General features: G+C 51.6%; 18 protein-coding genes. 9 read left to right on the top strand and 9 right to left on the bottom strand.

From position 1 onward, the window contains the following. Positions 1-76: 76 nt before the first annotated feature. The 3 genes from yrbN (at position 77) to mtr (ending at position 3,541) form a co-directional block, all read left to right on the top strand. A complete protein-coding gene (yrbN, locus tag M977_RS25230; protein ID WP_110510645.1) occupies positions 77-154 on the top strand; it encodes a protein YrbN in 78 nt (25 codons plus the stop codon). Next, positions 147-2,138, top strand: coding sequence for a DEAD/DEAH family ATP-dependent RNA helicase (locus M977_RS08540; protein WP_064514046.1), 1,992 nt, complete (start codon positions 147-149; stop codon positions 2,136-2,138). The genes yrbN and M977_RS08540 overlap by 8 nt, the downstream gene beginning before the upstream one ends. Before the next feature lie 158 nt (positions 2,139-2,296). After that, the gene (gene mtr / locus M977_RS08535; RefSeq protein WP_064514044.1) at positions 2,297-3,541 is read left to right on the top strand and encodes a tryptophan permease; all 1,245 of its coding nucleotides are present in this window, start codon (positions 2,297-2,299) and stop codon (positions 3,539-3,541) included. Between the two features lie 31 nt (positions 3,542-3,572). Here the strand turns inward: mtr and M977_RS08530 are convergent, their stop codons facing one another. The 3 genes from M977_RS08530 to ubiU all read right to left on the bottom strand — a co-directional run bounded on the left by M977_RS08530 (position 3,573) and on the right by ubiU (position 6,538). Beyond that, positions 3,573-4,568 carry a luciferase-like monooxygenase gene (locus M977_RS08530; RefSeq protein ID WP_064514042.1) on the bottom strand — a complete coding sequence of 332 codons (996 nt, stop codon included), beginning with the start codon at positions 4,566-4,568 and terminating at the stop codon, positions 3,573-3,575. An 81-nt stretch (positions 4,569-4,649) separates the two neighbouring features. Continuing rightward, positions 4,650-5,534, bottom strand: a complete 885-nt coding sequence (locus M977_RS08525) for a U32 family peptidase (RefSeq protein WP_064514215.1) — start codon at positions 5,532-5,534, stop codon at positions 4,650-4,652. Positions 5,535-5,542: 8 nt separating this feature from the next. After that, positions 5,543-6,538: a ubiquinone anaerobic biosynthesis protein UbiU gene (gene ubiU, locus M977_RS08520; protein WP_064514039.1), complete on the bottom strand. Its 996-nt coding sequence runs from the start codon at positions 6,536-6,538 to the stop codon at positions 5,543-5,545. 247 nt (positions 6,539-6,785) lie between these two features. Here ubiU and ubiT point away from each other — a divergent pair, with 247 nt between their 5' ends. Together ubiT and M977_RS08510 are read left to right on the top strand one after the other, a co-directional pair. Continuing rightward, the gene (gene ubiT, locus M977_RS08515) at positions 6,786-7,310 is read left to right on the top strand and encodes a ubiquinone anaerobic biosynthesis accessory factor UbiT (protein ID WP_034459662.1); all 525 of its coding nucleotides are present in this window, start codon (positions 6,786-6,788) and stop codon (positions 7,308-7,310) included. After that, positions 7,304-7,810, top strand: a complete 507-nt coding sequence (locus M977_RS08510) for a GNAT family N-acetyltransferase (RefSeq protein ID WP_064514037.1) — start codon at positions 7,304-7,306, stop codon at positions 7,808-7,810. The genes ubiT and M977_RS08510 overlap by 7 nt, the downstream gene beginning before the upstream one ends. On the opposite strand, the gene M977_RS08505 is transcribed toward M977_RS08510, so the two are convergent. Beyond that, the gene (locus tag M977_RS08505) at positions 7,794-8,102 is read right to left on the bottom strand and encodes a GIY-YIG nuclease family protein (RefSeq protein WP_064514035.1); all 309 of its coding nucleotides are present in this window, start codon (positions 8,100-8,102) and stop codon (positions 7,794-7,796) included. The two genes, M977_RS08510 and M977_RS08505, sit on opposite strands and share 17 nt — an antisense overlap. Positions 8,103-8,155: 53 nt before the next feature. On the opposite strand from M977_RS08505, the gene M977_RS08500 reads away from it, so the two are divergent. After that, positions 8,156-8,596: a YhbP family protein gene (locus M977_RS08500; RefSeq protein ID WP_064514033.1), complete on the top strand. Its 441-nt coding sequence runs from the start codon at positions 8,156-8,158 to the stop codon at positions 8,594-8,596. 18 nt (positions 8,597-8,614) lie between these two features. Continuing rightward, entirely contained in the window at positions 8,615-9,256 is a 642-nt protein-coding gene (locus M977_RS08495; RefSeq protein WP_064514031.1) for an NAD(P)H-binding protein, read from the top strand. Positions 9,257-9,262: 6 nt separating this feature from the next. On the opposite strand, the gene nrdG is transcribed toward M977_RS08495, so the two are convergent. From nrdG to treR, 5 genes are all read right to left on the bottom strand, one after another. After that, positions 9,263-9,727 carry an anaerobic ribonucleoside-triphosphate reductase-activating protein gene (gene nrdG / locus M977_RS08490; RefSeq protein WP_064514029.1) on the bottom strand — a complete coding sequence of 155 codons (465 nt, stop codon included), beginning with the start codon at positions 9,725-9,727 and terminating at the stop codon, positions 9,263-9,265. Between the two features lie 18 nt (positions 9,728-9,745). After that, positions 9,746-11,896: an anaerobic ribonucleoside-triphosphate reductase gene (gene nrdD, locus M977_RS08485; RefSeq protein ID WP_064514027.1), complete on the bottom strand. Its 2,151-nt coding sequence runs from the start codon at positions 11,894-11,896 to the stop codon at positions 9,746-9,748. Between the two features lie 346 nt (positions 11,897-12,242). Continuing rightward, positions 12,243-13,901 (bottom strand): alpha,alpha-phosphotrehalase, encoded by a 1,659-nt coding sequence (gene treC / locus M977_RS08480; protein WP_064514025.1) that lies wholly within the window; start codon positions 13,899-13,901, stop codon positions 12,243-12,245. Between the two features lie 164 nt (positions 13,902-14,065). Continuing rightward, a complete protein-coding gene (treB, locus tag M977_RS08475; RefSeq protein ID WP_064514023.1) occupies positions 14,066-15,484 on the bottom strand; it encodes a PTS trehalose transporter subunit IIBC in 1,419 nt (472 codons plus the stop codon). A 125-nt stretch (positions 15,485-15,609) separates the two neighbouring features. Further along, positions 15,610-16,557: a trehalose operon repressor TreR gene (gene treR, locus M977_RS08470; protein WP_064514020.1), complete on the bottom strand. Its 948-nt coding sequence runs from the start codon at positions 16,555-16,557 to the stop codon at positions 15,610-15,612. 386 nt (positions 16,558-16,943) lie between these two features. Here treR and mgtA point away from each other — a divergent pair, with 386 nt between their 5' ends. Both mgtA and M977_RS08460 read left to right on the top strand, forming a co-directional pair. Beyond that, the gene (gene mgtA / locus M977_RS08465; protein ID WP_064514213.1) at positions 16,944-19,655 is read left to right on the top strand and encodes a magnesium-translocating P-type ATPase; all 2,712 of its coding nucleotides are present in this window, start codon (positions 16,944-16,946) and stop codon (positions 19,653-19,655) included. Between the two features lie 175 nt (positions 19,656-19,830). Further along, on the top strand, positions 19,831-22,221 hold the full coding sequence (locus M977_RS08460; protein WP_064514017.1) for a beta-N-acetylhexosaminidase: 2,391 nt from the start codon (positions 19,831-19,833) through the stop codon (positions 22,219-22,221). The last annotated feature ends 1 nt before the right edge of the window (position 22,222 follow it).

The raw sequence follows: 22,222 nt of genomic DNA, 5'->3' as shown, positions 1-22,222 counted from the left end.
TTAAAGTCATCACCTTAACGGGTGAGGGCGTTTTTGTTCGTTAATCAACCAAATTTGAGCCGGTTCACACTTTTCAATGAAAATTGCAGGTCAATTTCACGATGAGTTATGTAGACTGGCCGCCATCTACGAGGCACGTGTACTACATGACTGACATCATCGAGACTACTACTATCGAAACTACTTTTTCTGATCTGGGTCTTAACGACTCCATCCTTAAAGCCCTGAACGATCTGGGTTACGAAAAACCATCTCCAATCCAAGCAGAGTGTATCCCACAGCTGCTGGCTGGCCGCGATGTACTGGGTATGGCCCAGACTGGTAGCGGCAAAACTGCAGCGTTCTCTTTACCGTTGCTGCACAACCTTGATCCAGAGCTGAAAGCACCACAAATCCTGGTGCTGGCACCGACCCGCGAACTGGCGGTTCAGGTTGCTGAAGCCATGACGGATTTCTCTAAACATATGCATGGCGTAAACGTTGTTGCCCTTTACGGTGGCCAGCGTTATGACGTGCAGCTGCGCGCCCTGCGTCAGGGACCACAAATTGTTGTTGGTACCCCAGGTCGCCTGCTTGACCACTTAAAACGCGGTACGCTGAATCTGTCCAGCCTGAAAGGTCTGGTACTGGACGAAGCTGACGAAATGTTGCGTATGGGCTTCATCGAAGACGTTGAAACCATCATGGCTCAGATCCCAGAAGGTCATCAGACCGCTCTGTTCTCTGCAACTATGCCAGAAGCGATTCGTCGTATTACCCGTCGTTTCATGAAAGATCCGCAGGAAGTACGCATTCAATCTAGCGTTACTACTCGCCCGGACATCAGCCAGAGCTACTGGACTGTACACGGCATGCGTAAGAATGAAGCACTGGTTCGTTTCCTCGAGTCTGAAGATTTTGATGCGGCGATCATTTTCGTACGTACCAAAAACGCAACTCTGGAAGTGGCAGAAGCGCTGGAACAGAGCGGCTACAATAGTGCTGCACTGAACGGTGACATGAACCAGGCGCTGCGTGAGCAAACTCTGGAGCGTCTGAAAGACGGTCGTCTGGACATCCTGATTGCAACCGACGTTGCAGCTCGTGGCCTGGACGTTGAGCGTATCAGCCTGGTTGTTAACTACGACATCCCGATGGACTCTGAGTCTTACGTTCACCGTATCGGCCGTACAGGTCGTGCAGGTCGTGCTGGTCGTGCTCTGCTGTTCGTTGAGAACCGTGAGCGTCGTCTGCTGCGTAACATCGAACGCATCATGAAGCTGACTATTCCTGAAGTTGAACTGCCAAACCGTGATCTGCTGAGTGAGCGTCGTCTTGCTAAGTTTGCAGCTAAAGTTCAGCAGCAACTGGAAAGCAGCGATCTGGATCTGTACCGTGGTCTGCTTGCAAAAATCCAACCTTCTGCTGAATCAGAAGAAGCGCTGGATATGGAAACACTGGCTGCAGCACTGCTGAAAATGGCACAGGGCGAACGTCCTCTGATCCTGCCACCAGATGCACCAATGCGTCCACGTCGTGAATTCCGTGAGCGCGATGAGCGTTTCGAACGTTCAGACCGTGCACCACGTGGCGATCGTCCAGATCGTGCACCGCGCGGTGACCGTCCAGAGCGTTCAGATCGTCCACAGCGTGATGGTGATGCACCACGTCGCGAACGTCGTGATGTTGGCGATATGGAACTGTACCGCATTGAAGTTGGCCGTGATGATGGTGTTGAAGTTCGTCATATCGTTGGCGCTATCGCTAACGAAGGTGATATCAGCAGCCGTTACATCGGTAACATCAAACTGTTCGGTACTCACTCTACTATCGAACTGCCAAAAGGCATGCCGGGCGAAATCCTGCAGCACTTTACCCGTACTCGTATTCTGAACAAACCAATGAATATGCAGCTGATGGGTGATGCTCAGCCTCGTACTGACCGTGGCGGCGAACGTCGTGGCGGCGGTGCAGCAGCAGGTGCTGGTCGTGGTTTCGGTGGTGGTGAGCGTCGTGAAGGCGGTCGCGGTCCACGTCGTGATGGCCCAGCAGGTGCTGGTGCACCACGTAGTTTCAGTGGCGAACGTCGTGAAGGCGGTCGTGGCCCACGTCGTGAAGACGGTGCAGCTCCTGCTCGTCGTCGTACCACAGAAGCATAATCACAGAAGTTTATGCCTGCTGTTTACCAGCAGGCAGTGATAAAAATCCTGGTTAACGCAACCGGGATTTTTTTTATCCAAATTGTACTCATGTACTGGTACAATGTAGCGCAGCAAGCCTGTCACTTCGACAGTCGTTCATTGTCTCAGGAATTCGTATGGCAACTTTAGCAACCACCCACGCCTCGCCGTCTATTTTTGGTGGGGTAATGATTATTGGCGGCACTATTATTGGTGCAGGAATGTTCTCTCTGCCGGTGGTGATGTCTGGGGCGTGGTTCTTCTGGTCTATTGCAGCGTTATTAGTGACCTGGTTTTGTATGCTGCATTCCGGATTGATGATTCTGGAAGCCAACCTCAACTACCGCGTAGGCTCAAGCTTTGATACCGTCACTAAAGATTTGCTGGGTAAAGGTTGGAATCTGATTAACGGTCTGTCCATCGCGTTTGTGCTGTATATCCTGACCTATGCCTATATTTCGGCGAGCGGTTCCGTAATCCATCATACGCTCGGCAAAATGTCTGTCGATTTCCCCGCCAGATTTGCCGGGTTAATCTTTGCCCTGGTAGTGGCGTTTATTGTCTGGATAAGCACGCGTGCCGTTAGCCGCATGACCACTATCGTTCTCGGCGCAAAAATACTGACTTTCTTTATGACGTTTGGCGGCTTGATGTGGCACGTCGAACCGGCAACATTGCTTGATAGCAAAGCGATTAACCCGAGCTATTTGCCGTATCTCTTTATGACTCTGCCATTTTGTCTCGCCTCATTTGGCTATCACGGTAACGTACCCAGCCTGATGAAGTACTACGGCAAAGATCCACAAACCATTAAGCGCTGCCTGATTTGGGGCACGCTGATGGCGTTGGTGTTGTACATCATTTGGTTGGTGGGCAGTATGGGAAATATTCCGCGCAGTGATTTTATTGCGATTGCTTATAAAGGCGGGAATATTGATGTGTTGGTCGGTGCATTGAGTGGTGTACTGAACAGTCGTACCCTGGATTTACTGTTGATCGTTTTCTCCAACTTCGCTGTTGCCAGTTCATTCCTGGGGGTGACATTAGGCTTATTCGATTATCTGGCCGACCTGTTTAAATTTGATGATTCACCCGTTGGCCGTTTGAACACCGCCCTGGTGACATTTATTCCACCGATGTTGGGCGGTGTTATCTGGCCTGACGGGTTTATTTACGCGATTGGATTTGCGGGGTTGGCGGCGACTATCTGGGCGGCAATTGTTCCAGCTCTTCTCGCAAAAGCTTCTCGCAAGAAATTTGGCAGCCCGACTTACCGGGTGTGGGGCGGGAATAAAATGATTGTGCTGATTCTTATCTTCGGTGTGACAAACGCCGCTATCCATATCCTTTCAAGCTTCGATTTACTGCCGGTTTATCACTAAGTTTTCGCCCCTCCACCGAGGGGCGAAAACTTTACAGGCTCTCGTAAACATCCATCGCCAGGTCAAAGGAATGCAGGCGAGCTTGGGTATCAAAAATCTGGCCATTAACCATAATTTCATCAGCCTGCGTTTCACGCAGCAATGAGATCAGACCGTGGCGTACTTTCGCAATATCACCCACCAGAGACATGCTCAATGCCTGCTGCACGCCATATTTCTCTGCCGGGCTCCAGAAGCTATCCATGTTTTCAATCGGCGGTGGCAACTGGCCCGTTTCGCCACGACGCAATTTAGCGAAAGCTTGCTGCATCGAGGTAAACAGGAATTCGGCATCGCGGTTGCTGTCAGCTGCAATAATATTGATGCATACCATTGCATACGGTTTTTCCAGGCGGGCAGACGGTTTGAACTGGGCACGATAAAGTTGCAGCGCCTGGAACAACATATCGGGTGCAAAGTGTGAAGCAAAGGCGAACGGCAGCCCAAGTTGGGCCGCCAGTTGGGCGCTATACAAGCTTGAACCCAGCAGCCAGACAGGAATTTTAGTGTTGTAGCCAGGAACCGGGCGCACTGCCGGGTTTGGGTCTGTGGCATCAAACCATGACACCAGTTCACTGACATCGCGTGGGAAATTGTCGATATCACCACTCATATGGCGGCGCAACGCCATCATAGTGCGCTGGTCGCTTCCCGGCGCGCGACCTAATCCTAAGTCAATACGCCCAGGATAAAGAGTCTCCAGGGTGCCAAACTGCTCGGCAATCACGAGAGGTGAGTGGTTCGGCAACATCACGCCACCGGAACCGAGGCGCAACGTTTCGGTATTCGCCGCCAGATAGCCAATCAACACGGACGTCGCAGCACTCGCGATGCCGGTCATATTGTGGTGCTCTGCCAGCCAGTAGCGGTGATAGCCGCGCTTCTCGGCCAGGCGAGCTAAATCTAAGGATCGATGGAACGCATCACGAGGCTGGGAGCCTTGTGGAATAGGGGCTAGATCGAGTAGTGAAAAAGGAGTTTGAGACATAACGGCTCACTCTGTTTATTGATGATTGTCTTTCAGTATTGCCGAAAACCATCAACAATTAAGTAACAAAGTGAGCCTTTTTTAGCTCTGAGTCACCAGTTCTAAGCCAGCAACGCGTCGCCAGTAGCCATTACAATCGTTTTGCTGTGCCAAAGATAACGGCGCATTGCCATTCTCATTTTTGCGGAAGGCTTCCAGAACGCGAAGTGTTTCCATACCCATCGGTGATAAACGCACCATATCGACTAAGCCTTTCATCGAGGCCAGTTCGTTTCCGAGGTTGTACACATATCCGCTCATGGTCTGAATTCCATTAAGCACAAACACTTGCTGATTTTCCTGAGACAACATGTTGCGGCCGACAGGATATTTAATGCAGCAGGTTTCGCATTCATCTTTTGGTTTGTCTTCGGAACGTGCGGTGAAACAGCGTGCGGAATACGCCAAAGGCAAATGGCCATAGCTGAGCACTTCGACTTCAAACTTATTGCGAATACCCAACTCGTCACACTGAGTGAGCATGTTTGCCAGCCAGTCACGTGAAAGCTCAACCGGCATACACCAGCGAACCATACCTTGTTTGAGCAGTATGCGCAGCGTCACCGCGTTATAGCAGTTGAGCGCGTGGCCTGCGACAAACGGCAGTTTGCGTTCTGCCGCCATATTCACGGCACCGAGATCATTGGCTTCAATCAGGAAATCACCATTCTCGACGTAGCGTTTGAGTTCGTTTAATTCAGACGGTGCCTGAACCAGCGCCAGCGTGGAGAGGACAACTTGCTTACCCTGGCTTGCCAGGCTTTTCGCCATATCCAGCCATTCGCCCGTTTTGGTTGCACGGCGCTTGCTGCACACTGACTCACCAAGATAAATCGTCTCGGCACTGCTGTTTGCTGCAGCTTGGTAAAATTTTTCCAACGTCTCTTTTGGCCAGTAGTACAGCACTGGCCCTAATGAATATTTCATGGTCATCCCTACTGCCATTTACGGTGATAGGCACCGAGAGTGGTTTGCGTGCCTTCGGCCATCGCTCCCAGATCTTCCATCCACGCAGGTTTCGCACGGTAGTTTTCCGGATCAGCCATACACAGATCGATTGCTTGACGCCAGACTTTCGCTACCTGGCTGACATAGGCCGGGCTACGCTGGCGGCCTTCGATTTTCACCGACGCAATATTCGCGGCTAATAATTCAGGCAGCAGTTCAAGTGTGTTCAGGCTGGTTGGCTCTTCAAGAGCGTGATATTTCTGATCGTCAACCAGATAGCGACCTTTGCAAAGCGTCGGATAACCTGCGTTTTCACCATCCTGATACCTGTCGATAAGTACATCATTGAGGCGTGACTCAAGGCCTTGCGGAGTTTGCTGCCAACGCACAAAGCGCGCAGGGGAACAGGCCCCCACCGTGTTAGGCGACTCACCGGTCAGGTAGGAGGAAAGATAGCAACGCCCTTCGGCCATAATGCACAGGCTACCAAAAGCAAAAACCTCAAGCGGTACAGGGGTTACGCGAGCCAACTGTTTTACCTGATGAATGGATAACACGCGTGGTAAAACAACACGCGCAACGTCGAAGTTGCGATGATAAAAGCGGACTGCTTCTTCATTGGTGGCGGAGGCTTGTACCGATACGTGGCGCTCAATATGCGGATAACGCTCAGCCGCGTATTCAAGCATGGCGAGGTCGGCCAGAATTAAAGCGTCGGCTCCGAGTTGCGCTGCCATATCTACTGCATGTTGCCAGCGCACGTAGCCGTCCGGATGCGCAAACGTATTGATAGCGATATGCAATTTACGGCGATGTTGATGCACGTAACTTACCGCTTCTTGCAGTTTCTTCTCCGTGAAATTCAGTCCAGCAAAATGGCGGGCGTTGGTATCATCTTTAAGACCAATGTAAACCGCATCGGCACCATTATCGATGGCCGCTTTCAACGCCGGTAAGTTTCCAGCTGGGCAAAGCAACTCCATAATTTATCCTGAATCATTGGGTAACCTGAGAGGAAACCCATGCGGCCCAGTGTCGGACAGCAAAATTGTTAACGAACTGGGATTTTAGTTAACCCGTCCACGACAAATTTTGATTTAAGGCAGCTAATGGCGTATTGATGAAATCAATATGATGGTATTGATAACCCGCAAACTTGTTGATTTACACCGCTACGGAGAATGGCTGGTGTGGCAAAATGGTGGTTAAATTTCTCAAGGAGTAAAGCTTGTGTTGGATAAATTGCGTTCACGCCTGGTCCATCTCGGCCCGTCACTGTTAAGAACACCGGTTAAACTGACGCCCTTTGCTCTAAAGCGCCAGGTGCTTGAACAGGTTCTTGGCTGGCAGTTCCGTCAGGCAATGGAAGAAGGTGAACTCGAATTTCTTGAGGGACGCTGGTTAAGTATTGAAGTGCGTGATCTCGGTCTAAAATGGTTTACTTCGGTACAAGATAACAAACTGGTTGTGCGTGAAGATGCTCCGGCTGATGTGAGTTTCAGTGCGACAGCCAACGATTTGTTGATGATCGCTGCACGTAAACAAGATCCCGATACCCTGTTTTTCCAACGCCGCCTGATGATTGAAGGTGACACTGAACTGGGTCTGTACGTCAAAAATTTAATGGATGCCATTGAGCTGGATGCGATGCCAAAACCACTACGCATGCTGCTACTGCAACTGGCTGATTTTGTCGAAGCGGGGATGAAGCATAAACCTGCTCCAGAAAGTAACTCGGTAGGTGAGCCATGCTAATTCGTGTAGAAATACCTATTGATGCTCCAGGCATCGACGCTTTACTTCGCCGCTCCTTTAATAGCAATGGTGAAGCAGATTTGGTGAAGGATTTACGAGAAGACGGCCTTTTAACACTGGGTGTTGTTGCCACGGATGACGAAGGTCAGGTCGTGGGTTATGCCGCATTCAGTCCGGTTGCGGTCGAAGGTGAAGAACTACAGTGGGTTGGTCTTGCGCCACTGGCTGTAGACGAAGCTTATCGCGGCCAGGGGCTGGCGAAAAAACTGGTTTACGAAGGACTCGATTCACTCAATGAATTTGGTTATGCCGCCGTTGTGACGTTGGGCGAACCCGCGCTATATAGCCGCTTTGGTTTTGTTCCCGCTGCACAATTCGATTTGCGCTGTGCCTGGCCTGATACCGAAGCCTATTTTCTGATTCATCCACTGGCCGATGACGCGCTCAATGGCGTGAGTGGTTTAGTGGAATATCACGAACATTTTAACCGAGAGTTTTGATCTCTGATTTCGTTTGAAGGCCTGCCAAAAGGTCTTCAAACGACAATGCTCCTTTTACCAACATCTCTTTCTGCGCTTTAGTTAGCTGCTTGATGCGATACTCCAGGCGCAATGCGCTTGAGCGATCGCCTACCAGATGGCTAAAGGCCAATGTTAACTCACCTTTCCCACGCAATGCTTTCGCACCTTTCCCGGTTTGATGCTGAGAGAAACGGCGCTCCACATCGGTGGTAATGCCCGTATATAAACGGTTATCGAGGGTGCGGATTAAATAGAGATACCAGGGGGACATAGGTCGGGCGCATAATTGATGTTTTCCGCAGAATATCACTCTTCAGGTTGCACATGGAAACTCTCAATGCCATTAGTCGTTGGCTGAACAAACAGCATGTACTGACTTACTGCGCAGGCAGTAATGGTGATTTATGGTGCGCAAATGCGTTCTACTTATTTGATGAACAGCGCGTCACTTTTTACCTGTTAAGCGAAACTCACACTCGTCACGGAGAGTTGATTGGAAACCAGGCCAATGTAGCCGGAACGGTTAATGGGCAGCCCAAAACCGTGGCGTTAATTCGTGGCGTACAGTTCCGCGGCGAAATCACGCTGGTGGCAGAGCAAGAATCCGATAGCATTCGTGCTCGTTACTGCAAGCGCTTCCCTGTAGCGCGAGTGATGAAGGCACCGGTGTGGGAAATTCGTCTTGATGAAATAAAAATGACCGACAACACGCTCGGTTTTGGTAAAAAGCTCCACTGGCTGCGAGATGACACTAAACTTGGTTAATAGGCGACAGGAGAACTTATGAACCGGGTTTTGATTACGGGGGCCACAGGCCTTGTTGGTGGGCACTTACTGCGCATGCTAATCAATGAGCCGCAGATCGGTCATATCGTTGCTGCAACACGGCGCCCTTTGCCTGCAATGAATAAAGTCACCAACCCCTACGATCCTCAGTTGAGTGATGCACTCACACAATTGACCGAGCCGATTGATACAGTCTTTTGCTGCCTCGGTACCACTATGAAAGAAGCGGGCAGCAAAGAAGCTTTTGTGCTGGCGGATTACACGCTAGTGGTGGACACCGCCATCACTGGGCTGCGTTTGGGAGCTAAACAGATGCTGGTGGTTAGCGCCATTGGCGCGAACAGCAAATCGCCATTCTTTTATAATCGGGTAAAAGGTGAGATGGAGGAGGCATTGATAGCGCAACAGTGGCCGCGTCTGACGATTGCTCGTCCATCCATGCTGCTCGGCCATCGGGAATCACAGCGTTTAAATGAGTCGCTGTTTGCACCATTGTTCAAAATCATGCCTGGGAAGTGGAAGTCCATTGAAGCAAGGGATGTAGCGAAAGCAATGCTGCATGAGGCGCTTAAGCCTACAGGCGAGGGTGTGAATACTCTGGACTCAAGTCAGTTGCGTGAAATAGCAAAAGCCCCATAAGGGGCTCTATCGCAAATGATGTACGACCTGGTTGCTACTGCCGCGCCAGACCAGCGCTGGGTCTTTCAAATCCTGAACGAACTTGCCATCGATTAACACGTTAATTAAATCAACCACTTCGCGTTGAGCTTCGGTTAATTCATCAAGCTTGTAACCCGTCCACATCCAGATATCTTTGCCAGGGCATTCCGCCCGCACTCGCTGCACCAGCTTTAGCACATCCGCGATGTTTTGCGGATGAAGCGGATCGCCGCCCGAAAGCGACAGCCCCTGGCGGCGGATACGCGTATCGTTCAGATCGTTAATGATCCTATCTTCCATTTCCTGGGTGAACGGCATACCTGAATTTAACCGCCAGGTGCTTTTGTTATAGCACCCGGGACATTCATGTACGCAGCCGGAAACGAACAGCGTGCAGCGTGTTCCCGGCCCGTTAACAATGTCTACCGGATAGTATTGATGCACATTCATTTTCGCTTTGCTCTGACGTTAATTGCTTTGCGAAGAATCTAACTGCCCGTTACCCAAATGCTTCACGCGGCGCTTCACTTCTTCCTGCTTACCGGCGTTAAACGGACGTGCATCCGGGCTGCCAAGATAACCGCAAACACGGCGTGTTACGGATACGCGAGCCGCGTCGTGGTTGCCACATTTCGGGCAGGTAAAGCCTTTGCTGGTGCATTCAAACTCACCAGTAAAGCCACACTCGTAGCACTCATCAATTGGTGTATTGGTGCCGTAATACGGAACGTGTTTGTAGCTGTAATCCCAGACGTCTTCCAGCGCTTGCAGGTTGTGCTGGATGTTCGGGTATTCGCCGTAACAGATGAAACCACCATTCGCGATCGGTGGATACGCTGCTTCAAAGTCGATTTTGTCGTATGGATTAACTTTCTTCTCAACATCTAAGTGGAAGCTGTTGGTGTAGTAACCTTTGTCGGTCACGCCTGGAACCACGCCAAACTCAGCGGTATCAAGACGGCAGAAGCGGTCACACAGGTTTTCACTTGGTGTGCTGTAGAGGCTGAAACCGTAGCCAGTCTCTTCTTTCCAGCTGTCGGTTGCCTGGCGCAGACGCTCAACAATTGCGACGGCTTTCGCACGCAACTCTTCGCTGTCGTAAACGTGCTGATTACCAAACAGTGCATTCACCGTTTCGTGGATGCCGATGTAACCCAGAGAAATCGACGCACGGCCATTTTTGAAGATTTCAGAAACGTCGTCGTCTGCTTTCAGGCGCACACCGCAAGCCCCTTCCATATACAGGATTGGTGCAACACGCGCTTTCACACCTTCCAGGCGCGCAATACGCGTCATCAGTGCTTTGAACGCCAGCTCCAGACGGCTATCGAGCAGCGTCCAGAAGGCAGCTTCATCGCCTTTCGCTTCCAGCGCAATGCGTGGCAGGTTCAGGCTGATAACGCCGATGTTGTTACGGCCATCGTGAATCTGCTCACCGTTTTCTTCGTACACACCAAGAAAACTGCGGCAACCCATAGGCGTTTTGAACGAGCCGGTGACTTTAACGACCTGGTCGTAGTTCAGAATGTCCGGATACATGCGTTTGCTGGCGCATTCCAGAGCGAGCTGTTTGATGTCGTAATTTGCATCGCCAGCCTTGTGGTTCAGGCCATCTTTAATAGCGAAGACCAGTTTTGGGAACACCGCAGTTTTACGGTTTTTACCCAGACCCGCGATGCGATTACGCAGAATAGAGGTCTGAATCAGGCGTGATTCCCAGCTAGTTCCCAGGCCGAAACCGAAGGTCACGAATGGTGTCTGACCATTAGCGGTGTGGAGCGTATTCACTTCATATTCCAGCGACTGGAAAGCGTCGTAACACTCTTTCTCAGTACGTGAAAGCGCATAACCTTTAGCGTCTGGGATCTGCCATTCTTCGGCAGTTTTACGGTGCTTCTCAAAGCTTTCTGTAACAAATGGCGCCAGCACTTCATCAATGCGATTAATTGTGGTGCCGCCATAAATGTGGCTGGCAACCTGGGCAATGATTTGTGCGGTAACAGCTGTTGCTGTTGAGATGGATTTTGGCGGCTCAATTTCCGCATTACCCATTTTAAAGCCGTGCGTCAGCATGCCTTTAAGATCGATAAGCATGCAGTTAAACATTGGGAAGAACGGGGAGTAGTCCAGATCGTGGTAATGAATGTCCCCACGTTCATGCGCCAGAACCACATCACGCGGTAACAGGTGCTGTGAGGCATAGTGTTTAGCCACGATACCGGCTAACAGGTCGCGCTGAGTCGGGATAACTTTGCTGTCTTTATTGGCGTTTTCATTGAGCAAAGCGGAGTTGGTTTGTTCTACCAGACCACGAATTTCCTGGTTCAGGCGGCCACGCTTCTCACGTTCGATATCGCGGTCGTGGCGATATTCAATGTAAGCGCGTGCAAGTTGCTTGTAGTCACCAGCCATCAGTTGGTTTTCAACTGCGGTCTGGATTTCGCCAATATCTACCTGGCTGCGGCCTTCCATCTGCGTGCGGACAATATCTGCTACGGTGGCGCAATAGTCTGCGTCATCGACTCCCGCTGCTTTAGCTGCACGAAGAATAGCTTCTTTGATGCGCTCTGAAGTGAAAGGCACTTTGCACCCATCTCTTTTCATCACATGCGGTGTCATGATCTCTCCATTTTTAAAAAAGGTTATCCACAAAGGATTAGAATTGCCCGCGAGCTGTATTTACCCGCGTTACCATAGGTTTTTTGTTTTAGGGCCTATGTTTATCCACAGATAATCCCCAGAATTGTCTGTAGGACATGTTGTTATAATAGACGGGGACTACAACATGTTGGGTCGGGGTGCATTTTAAGGTCTATATGTAGTGATTTGCATCAAAGATGTTTGCGATTTTATTGATGCAGAACAAAGTAAATCGGGCACAGCAGGAAGGATGGGCAGCGGGCAAAACTCTTAAAATTTGAAGGAGGAGATCTCCCTCAAATATGAGGGAGAAATCGGGTAAGGATTAACCTTGCAACCAATAAACAGCTTCGAAAGGCCGTAAGCTTATCTCGCCAGGTTTACCTACAGCGTCAGAATAGTTACTCATCAGTACATCCCAGTCACCTTCGAAGGCTTCCGGCATCCACCACTGGTTTTCACGGCTGAGGTTGGCAGCCACGACTAATGTTTGCCCTTGCCACTCACGGCGGTAACACCATAAATATGGGTGCTCCGGCAGCAAGTCCTGATAACTACCCCAGGTAAACACAGGGTTTGCTTTGCGCAGCTTAATCAGTTGCTGGTAGGCATAAAATACCGAGTCCGGGTCATCAACCGCTGTTTTAGCGTTGATGGTTTGATAGTTATCGCACAGGTTAATCCACGGAGTTCCCTGGGTAAAACCTGCGTTTTCACCATCGTCCCACTGCATCGGTGTGCGGCTGTTATCGCGCGATTTACTGGCAAGAATGGCCAGCAGATTGTCGCTATCCCGGCCTTGCGCACGCAGTTCGGCGTACATGTTGTGGCTTTCCACATCGCGATAATCAACGATGCGTTTAAAGTGCGGATTGGTCATCCCCAGCTCTTCGCCCTGGTAAATATATGGCGTACCTTGCATACCGTGCAGCACCATGCCCAGCATTTTCGCCGCGGGAACGCGCAGTTCACCTTCATCGCCAAAGCGCGATACAATTCGCGGCTGGTCGTGGTTACACCAGAACAACGCATTCCACGCCACATTGTGCATGCCTTGCTGCCAGTGGCTGAAAATCGCTTTCAGCGCGATGTAATCAGGAGCCGCCAGCGCCCATTTTTGCCCGCCAGGGTAGTCAACTTTCAGGTGATGGAAGTTGAACGTCATCGACAGTTCATTGCTGTTTAGCGCGGCGTATTGCTGGCAGTTATCAAGCGTGGTTGACGACATTTCACCAACAGTCATCAACCCGCGTGGTGTAAACACATCACGGCTGAATTCTTGCAGATACTCATGAATGCGCGGCCCGTCGGTATAGAAACGACGCCCATCGCCGCCATCAATATCGGCTGGGAAATCTTGATCTTTCGATATCAGGTTGATCACATCCAGGCGCAAACCATCTACGCCACGATCGGACCAGAACTCGCAGACTTTCTTCAGTTCCGCGCGAACCTGCGGATTTTCCCAGTTCAGATCCGCCTGCTCAGGAGCAAACAGATGTAGATAATACTGGCCGCTTTCCGCATGCCAGCGCCAGGCGTTACCACCGAATTTAGAGCGCCAGTTGTTTGGCACCATATCCGGTGTGCCGTCACGCCAGATATAAAACTCGCGGTACGGACTCTCTTTATTCAGCGCTTCGTGGAACCATGCGTGCTGCGTTGAGGTGTGGTTAAACACCATATCCAGAATGATACGAATCCCGCGGTCGTGCGCTTCAGCGACCAGCTTGTCGAAATCATCGAGGGTGCCGTAAGTCGGGTCAATCGCGCAGTAGTTGGCAACGTCATAGCCATTATCAATCTGCGGGGAGATATAAAACGGGGTCAGCCAAATTGCATCAACACCCAGCAGTTTTAAGTAGTCCAGGCGTTTAATGACGCCTGCAAGATCGCCGGTGCCGGTGCCGGTCGTATCCTGAAAACTCTTCGGGTAGATCTGGTAGATGACACCATGTTGCCACCAGGGAGGAGTTGTATTCATAGCACTTTCCTAAACGCCCGTCATACTTCGAGCCGCAACTGTGTTGGATGCGCTCGCTCACCCCAGTCACTTACTTTAGTAAGCTCCTGAGAATGAGCTCTCTTGCCGCCTTGCTGCAACTCGAATTATTTAGGGCATAAGTTAAAAATTGAACCACCAAAAATCTACACCACCAACAACGTGCCCTGACGGTATTTGCGTTTATACATCACGCTGGTCAGTACGATTGGCACAATCACCGCAATCAGAATCGCCAGGGAATAAACTTCCCAGTAACGTGGCTGAATGGACAGAATGCCAGGCAAGCCGCCAACGCCAATCCCGTTTGCCATCACGCCGCTCAGGCCACACAACAAGCCTGCAAGCCCTGAACCAACCATTGCGCACAGCATCGGGAAGCGGTATTTCAGGTTGATGCCGTACATCGCCGGTTCGGTAACACCGAGGTAGGCGGAAATCGCTGCCGGAACTGAAATCTCACGTTCGTTATGTTTACGGCTGCAAATAATGATGCCGACAACCGCTGACGCCTGAGCAATGTTAGACAGTGCAATCAGTGGCCAAACCGGTGTGCCACCCATGCTCTGAATCATCTGCATGTCGATGGCGAGTGTTGTCTGATGCACGCCGGTAATCACCAGCGGTGCGTACAGGAAGCCAAACAGTGCTGCACCTATCGGCGCAAAACTGCCGGTCATCAGGTGGCGAACCGCAAAGGCCACACCGTCGCCAATCCAACGACCAAACGGGCCGATAAACGCATGCGCCAGAAATACCGCCAGAATCAGTGAACAAACAGGCACTATTACAAGATAGAGGTAATCTGGCACGATGCGTTTCAGACGCGTCTCAATAAAGCCAAGAGCAAGACCTGCCAGCAGTGCTGGAATCACCTGTGCCTGGTAGCCCACTTTTTCGATGGTGAACCAGCCAAAATTCCACACTTCAGGAATTTTGCTACCTAATTCATAGGCATTCATAAGTTGTGGGGAGACGAGCGTGACGCCAAGTACAATCCCAAGGATAGGCGTTCCACCCATTTTCCGCACAGCTGACCAGCAAATACCGACCGGCAGATAGAAGAAAATAGCTTCGCCAATCAGCCATAAGAAGTCGTAGATCGATTGCAGTGAAGGGTGCATTTGCGCGAGCGTAAGCCCGTTGCTCATTGGCAAATCGCCAATCACATTACGGAAGCCGAGGATCAAACCACCGCTGATCAAAGCTGGTAACAGCGGGAAGAAGATCTCGGCGAAGTGGGAAATTAACTGCTCGTGCCATTTCATGTTCTGGCGTGCGGCGAGCTTCGCTTGCTCTTTATCTGCGGAGCTGTGCCCTGTGGCGGCAATCAGCGCCTGATAGTAATCACCCACTTCGGGGCCAATCACGACCTGGAATTGCCCGGCATTGGTAAAGCAGCCTTTTACCATCGGCAGCTCTTCAATCTCTTTTGGTGAAGCTACTTGTGGGTTGTTCAATACAAAACGCAGCCGGGTAATGCAATGACTCACGGTTGCGATATTGCCCCGTCCGCCGACTAGGTCTATCAGCTTTTCTATATCCTGTTGTTTCACTTTGGCCATGATGAGGTTCCGAAGTAGGTAGGGAGAAGTTATCTGCCAGCAAGGTTATCTTTTAATCTTTTTACCGGAAATGGGAACGTTCCCGAAACAAGGCGACGATCACAATAAACCTGAGTTTGGAGCGTTTATTGAAGAGTGCAGGGGATGACTATCTGGCGTAACTCAAGATCTTGCGTAACTTGCCCAATCAATTGCAATACCGCCTGGCGACCTGCTTCGGCATAGCCAGGGTCGACGGTGATGATTTCCGGATGCAGGAACTTCATCAGTGGCGTATTACCGACGCTCGCTAGTTGCAGCGTGGTGCGTTGGTGTTCCTGTAGATATTTGCTGGCGCCCAGAGCGAGGGTGTCGGTCGCGCATAGCAGGGCGGTGGTTTCTGGCAACAAAACTTCAGCGACGTGTTCGTAACCTTGTTTCATCGCCAACCCCGGCAATGCCACGTTTGGCGTCAGTTGGCGTTGTTTGCAGAAGGCGAGATAAGCTTCATGGCGGCGTAAACCTGTTGTCACATCACTATGCGGCACGCCAAGAAAACTAATATGACGATGGCCCTCGGCATAAAGTTTCGCCATCAGGCTGGTGATAGCGCCTTCGTCGTCATAACAAACGGAAGCAAAGCCCTTGGCATCACGCGCCATCAGAACCAGCGTCGATTGCCACGGAGTGAGCATTTTTTCGTTGATGCCGGTAAAACCAAACAGAATCACACCGTCGATATTGCGCCGCTTGAGCATGCCAAGATGTTCTTCCACCAGCTCCGGGTCGAACTGGCTTTCCATCATGATCGGGTCATATCCTTGCTCGTACAGCGACGGCAGCATGGTTTGTACCGCGAGGTTTTCGGAGAGTGAATCCAGACGCGTCACAATAATGGCAACCACTTTATCGCTCTGGCCACGCATGGCACGCGCCGAGCGGGAAGGGGAGAAACCCTCTTGCTGCATGACCGCTTCCACTCGTTCTCGTGTACGGGCACTGACGCCGCTTTCATTATTCAGAACACGGGAGACCGTGGATTTACCGACACCGCTTAAACGGGCGATGTCTTTGATAGTGAGGCGGCTTTGCATCGTTTAGGTTCCCGGCAGTCAATTGCTCATTAGAATCAAGGCAAGCCAACAATACCACAATGGAAAAAATCTGGTTTACGTCAGGTTTAGGTTTGCGGGTGTAGAATGCCCGCGATTAGTGTAATGACTTTTTCTTTTAACCGGAGGCGACATGGAACCTGATCCCAGTCCAGACCCTGTAATGACAGGAATAATCCGGTAAGACTCCCTTCTTTGAAGCAACTGCCTTTGAAGCGACTGCCTTACCGGATTGCGTAAGGCAGAGATCTATCTTGTATCAATCAACGATGTCCCTGCTGAAGAAATTATTTGGCCTGCAAGGCAAGGATTAGCCGCGCCTGCATGTCACCAGGCTCCGCATTGCGTGGGGCCGAGGGACTACTATGCTGTTAAAAAATCTGACCCGGCAGTTGTTTGCACAACTGAGCCGCCACCTGCCACGTCGCTTGATCCAACGCGACCTGATGCCGGATGACAATACCGTTGCTCATGCTCAAGAGGTTCCCGCCTCTCTGACCGAAGCCTGCTTGAAATATGCAGCAGCTCCTGAAGAGCAACTTTATCGCGATTTCAAAAGCCACCCGGAAGGGCTGAATGCGCAGGAAGTTGAACAAGCCATTGAGCTTCATGGCCTCAACCAAATCCCGGCGCAAAAGCCGTCGCCGTGGTGGGTTCATCTTTGGACCTGCTACCGCAACCCTTTCAATATCCTGCTCACAATTCTCGGCATTGTTTCCTACTCCACTGAGGATATGTTTGCCGCAGGCGTCATTGCGCTGATGGTGGTGATTGCCACATTGCTCAACTTCGTTCAGGAAGCGCGTTCCACTAAAGCGGCGGACACGCTCAAAGCGATGGTCAGCAACACCGCGACCGTACTGCGTGTAGTGAATGAAAGCGGTGAAAATGCGTTTATCGAAATCCCGCTCGAAAGCCTGGTGCCGGGCGACATTGTTAAACTGGCGGCAGGCGATATGATCCCGGCGGATCTGCGCGTGATACAAGCGCGTGATCTCTTCGTCGGCCAGGCCTCGCTGACTGGCGAATCCTTACCGGTTGAAAAGGTCGCGATCAGCCGTGATATGTCGCACAACAACCCGCTGGAATGCGACACGCTGTGCTTTATGGGCACAAACGTGGTGAGCGGCACAGCGCTTGCGATGATCATCTCAACAGGTGGCAATACCTGGTTTGGTCAACTGGCCGGGCGTGTCACGCAGCAAGAAAGCGAGCCGAATGCGTTCCAGAAAGGCATCAGCCGTGTGAGCTGGGTACTGATCCGCTTTATGCTGGTGATGACACCAATTGTGCTGCTGATCAACGGCTTCACCAAAGGTGACTGGTGGGAAGCGGCGCTGTTTTCGCTCTCGGTTGCGGTCGGCTTAACGCCGGAAATGCTACCGATGATCGTTACCTCGACGCTGGCCCGCGGCGCGGTGAAACTCTCTAAACAGAAAGTGATCGTCAAACACCTGGATGCTATTCAGAACTTTGGTGCGATGGATATTCTGTGCACCGACAAAACCGGCACGCTCACGCAAGATCGCATTATTCTGGAGTCGCACACCGATATTTTGGGTGCCACGAGCGACCAGGTGCTGCATACCGCCTGGCTTAACAGCCATTACCAGACCGGGCTGAAAAACCTGCTTGATGTCGCGGTGCTGGAAGGTGTTGATGAGGATCATGCACGTAACGCTGCCACACGCTGGCAGAAAGTGGATGAGATCCCGTTCGACTTTGAACGCCGCCGTATGTCAGTCGTGGTGTCCGAACAGCCGCAAGTGCATCAGTTGATCTGCAAAGGCGCACTGCAGGAGATCCTCAGCGTCTGCACCCAGGTTCGTTATGGCGATGAGATCGTGCCGCTCAGTGAAACTCTGTTGGCTCGTATTCGCCGTGTGACTGACGATCTGAATCGCCAGGGTTTACGTGTGGTCGCTGTTGCCACCAAATTCCTGCCTGCGCGGAGTGAAGATTACGGCCGTGTTGATGAGTCGGATCTGATCCTCGAAGGCTACATCGCGTTCCTTGATCCACCGAAAGAAACCACCGCACCTGCGCTGAAAGCACTTAAAGCCAGCGGCATTGCCGTTAAGATCCTGACTGGAGATAGCGAGCTGGTGGCCGCGAAAGTGTGCCGCGAAGTGGGTCTGGATGTGGGCGAGTTGGTGACAGGCAGCGAAATCGAAAATATGCCTGACGAGCAGCTTGCGGCGTTGGCTCTGCGTACCACGCTGTTTGCCCGCCTGACGCCAATGCACAAAGAACGTATCGTGCGCCTGCTGCGTGGCGAAGGGCATGTAGTCGGCTTTATGGGCGATGGCATTAATGACGCGCCAGCACTGCGCGCCGCCGACATCGGGATTTCAGTGGATGGCGCGGTAGACATTGCGCGTGAAGCTGCAGATATCATCCTGCTGGAAAAAAGTCTGATGGTGCTGGAACAAGGCGTGATTGAAGGGCGCAGAACCTTTGCCAACATGCTGAAATACATCAAAATGACCGCCAGTTCTAACTTCGGTAACGTGTTCAGTGTGCTGGTGGCCAGTGCCTTCTTGCCATTCTTGCCAATGCTTCCGTTGCACTTACTGATTCAGAACCTGCTATACGATGTCTCCCAGGTGGCGATTCCGTTCGATAACGTTGATGACGAGCAAATCAAAAAACCACAGCGCTGGAACCCGGCGGATTTAGGCCGCTTTATGGTGTTCTTCGGGCCGATAAGCTCCATCTTCGACATTCTGACATTCTGCGTCATGTGGTGGGTGTTCAAGGCAAACGTGCCAGAAGCACAAACCCTGTTCCAGTCTGGCTGGTTCGTGGTTGGGTTACTGTCACAAACATTGATTGTGCATATGATTCGTACCCGCCGCATTCCGTTCATTCAGAGTCGTGCTGCGTGGCCATTGATGGTGATGACGCTTGTCGTGATGGTGGTTGGGATTGGCCTGCCGTTCTCGCCGCTAGCAAGTTATCTGCAACTCCAGGCGCTGCCGCTGAGCTACTTCCCATGGCTGATTGCAATCCTTGCCGGATATATGACGCTGACTCAGTGTGTTAAAGGGTTCTACAGCCGTCGTTACGGCTGGCAGTAATATACCCATCATCCTTCAAGCTGAAGCGGCGTTGGCTGCAACTCGAATGCAGTAAAAATCAGCGGGATGTGATCCGCATCTCGCTGATTCTCGCCATAACCTTGATGAATATTTCTACACGTGTTACCAGATTGTTTTTGCTTTTTTCTGGCCCGTCATTGTTAAAGGAATATTCATGTTTAAATCAATACGTTTGAGCCTGCTGGCAGGTTGCATTGCTGCAACTTGTCAGGCCAGGGCTGCTCCGGCAGGTGATTTACCATTAATGCCCTGGCCGCAGCAGGTTGACCGCCCGGCCGCAGAAGGGACGCTGGTTCTCGACAACGCCATTTCCATTAAAATCAGCGGCGACAAACTCCCCGGCGCAATTGACCGTTGGCGGCAGAGAATCTCTCAGCAAACGGGCTGGCAATTACAACCTGCACAGGCCAACCCTGCAAAACCCACCATTGATATCCAAATCAAACAAGCCGTTGCCTCATTACCTGAACTCAACAGCGATGAAAGCTACCAGTTAAGCGTCACTGCTGGCGGCGTAAAGCTCACGGCAAACACGCGCTTTGGCGCGATGCGCGGCATGGAAACCCTGCTACAGCTCATTCAGAACGGCCCGGAAAACACCGCCATTCCGTTTGTGGCTATCAAAGATCAGCCGCGCTTCCCGTGGCGTGGGTTGTTAGTCGACTCAGCTCGCCACTTCATGCCCATCAAAGATATTCTGCGCCAGTTAGACGGCATGGCCGCGGCCAAAATGAACGTTCTGCACTGGCATTTGACTGACGATCAGGGCTGGCGTTTTGCCTCCACCTCCTATCCGAAATTGCAGCAACTGGCGAGTGACGGAGATTTCTACACTCAGGCGCAAATGAAAGAAGTGGTGCGCTACGCCGCATCGCTCGGTATTCGAGTGGTGCCGGAAATGGACTTGCCGGGCCATGCGTCGGCGATTGCAGTGGCCTACCCGGAACTGATGAGCGAGCCGGGACCGTATCAAATGGAGCGCCACTGGGGCGTGTTAAAACCGCTGCTGAACCCAACAAACGACGCCGCTTATCAATTTGTCGATACCTTAATTGGCGAGCTGACGGCCATTTTCCCGGACAGCTATTTGCACATTGGTGGCGATGAAGTTGATGACGAGCACTGGAAAAATTCATCGCAAATCCAGGCGTTTATGAAGCAGCATAATCTTGCCGACACGCACGCTTTGCAGACCTACTTCAACCAACGGCTGGAGAAGATCCTCGAAAAACATCACCGCCAGATGATGGGTTGGGATGAGATCTACCATCCGGATCTACCGAAAAGTATTCTGATCCAATCCTGGCAAGGGCAGGACGCACTGGGGATGGTCGCGGCGAACGGTTACAAAGGTATTTTGTCGACCGGCTTCTATCTCGATCAACCGCAATCAACGGCTTACCACTATCGTAATGAGATCCTGCCGCAAGGGTTGAATGGGATCGATAAGCTTACCGAGTCAGACAGCGCGCAAAGTTGGTTCTTCAATATGCCGCGCCTAAAAGGCAGTGCGGTGGAAGGCAGTTTCACTCTGGTGAGCAGTCAGACGGCATGGCGTGGCTTTATCGACTTCAAAGGTAAATCCCGCCGCGCGGTACGTGAGATTGAATGGCTGAGCCCAACCCAGGTGACGTTCACCGTCGATACCTGGATGGGAGAAACACGCCCGGTATTAACGCTCGATAAAGACAAATTGAGCGGCTATATGCTGGTGGGTAATGTGCGTTACCCGGCAACCGGCCAGAAATTAGATGACGTGCCTGATGGCATTCAGCCGGTCGTGCCAACACCTGAGCAGATGAACAATATTATCGGTGGCGAGGCGGCGCTGTGGGCCGAAAACGTCGCATCGCCGCTGCTGGATATCAAGCTTTGGCCGCGTGCCTTTGCGGTCGCTGAACGTTTGTGGTCCGCCGAAGATGTGAAAGATATCGATAATATGTATCAGCGTCTGCAGGCGATAGATGCATGGTCGACGGTTTCAGTGGGCTTGCAGCAGCATGCCGCCGCCGCGCAACAAATGACGCGCCTTGCGGGCACGACGGAGATTATGCCGTTGCAGATTCTCGCTCAGGCGGTTGAACCAGCGCAGTACTACACTCGCCAGCACCTGAAATTCCAGGCCGGGAATTACCATCACTTCGAGCCGCTAAACCGTTTTGCTGATGCACTAGGCGCGGAAAGCAACCAGGTGCGCTCACTCGATATGTGGGCTGATAAACTGGTGGCTGACCCGGAAGACAGCAACAGTGCGGAGTCTTTGCGCCGTACTTTTACTCGCTGGCAAAGTAACACGCCAGATGTGCTGGAACTTATCGATGGCAATTACCAGCTTAAAGCGCTGAAACCAGTGGCTGAAAATGTCGATAAACTGGCGGGAATAGGGCTGCGTTTAACGGATCTGGTAGCAAAACAGGGAACGTTGAGCACTGATGAAGTTCAGGGGATTCAGAAACAGCTCGATGATGCGGCACAAACGCAAGATGAGGTCGTTGTTGCGGCAGTCTATCCGTTACAGAAATTGTTGCGGGCGAGTGTGAAATAGG

This window comes from Buttiauxella gaviniae ATCC 51604, from assembly GCF_001654835.1.
GTDB lineage: Bacteria > Pseudomonadota > Gammaproteobacteria > Enterobacterales > Enterobacteriaceae > Buttiauxella > Buttiauxella gaviniae.
This window is presented reverse-complemented; position numbering and strand designations above follow the sequence as displayed.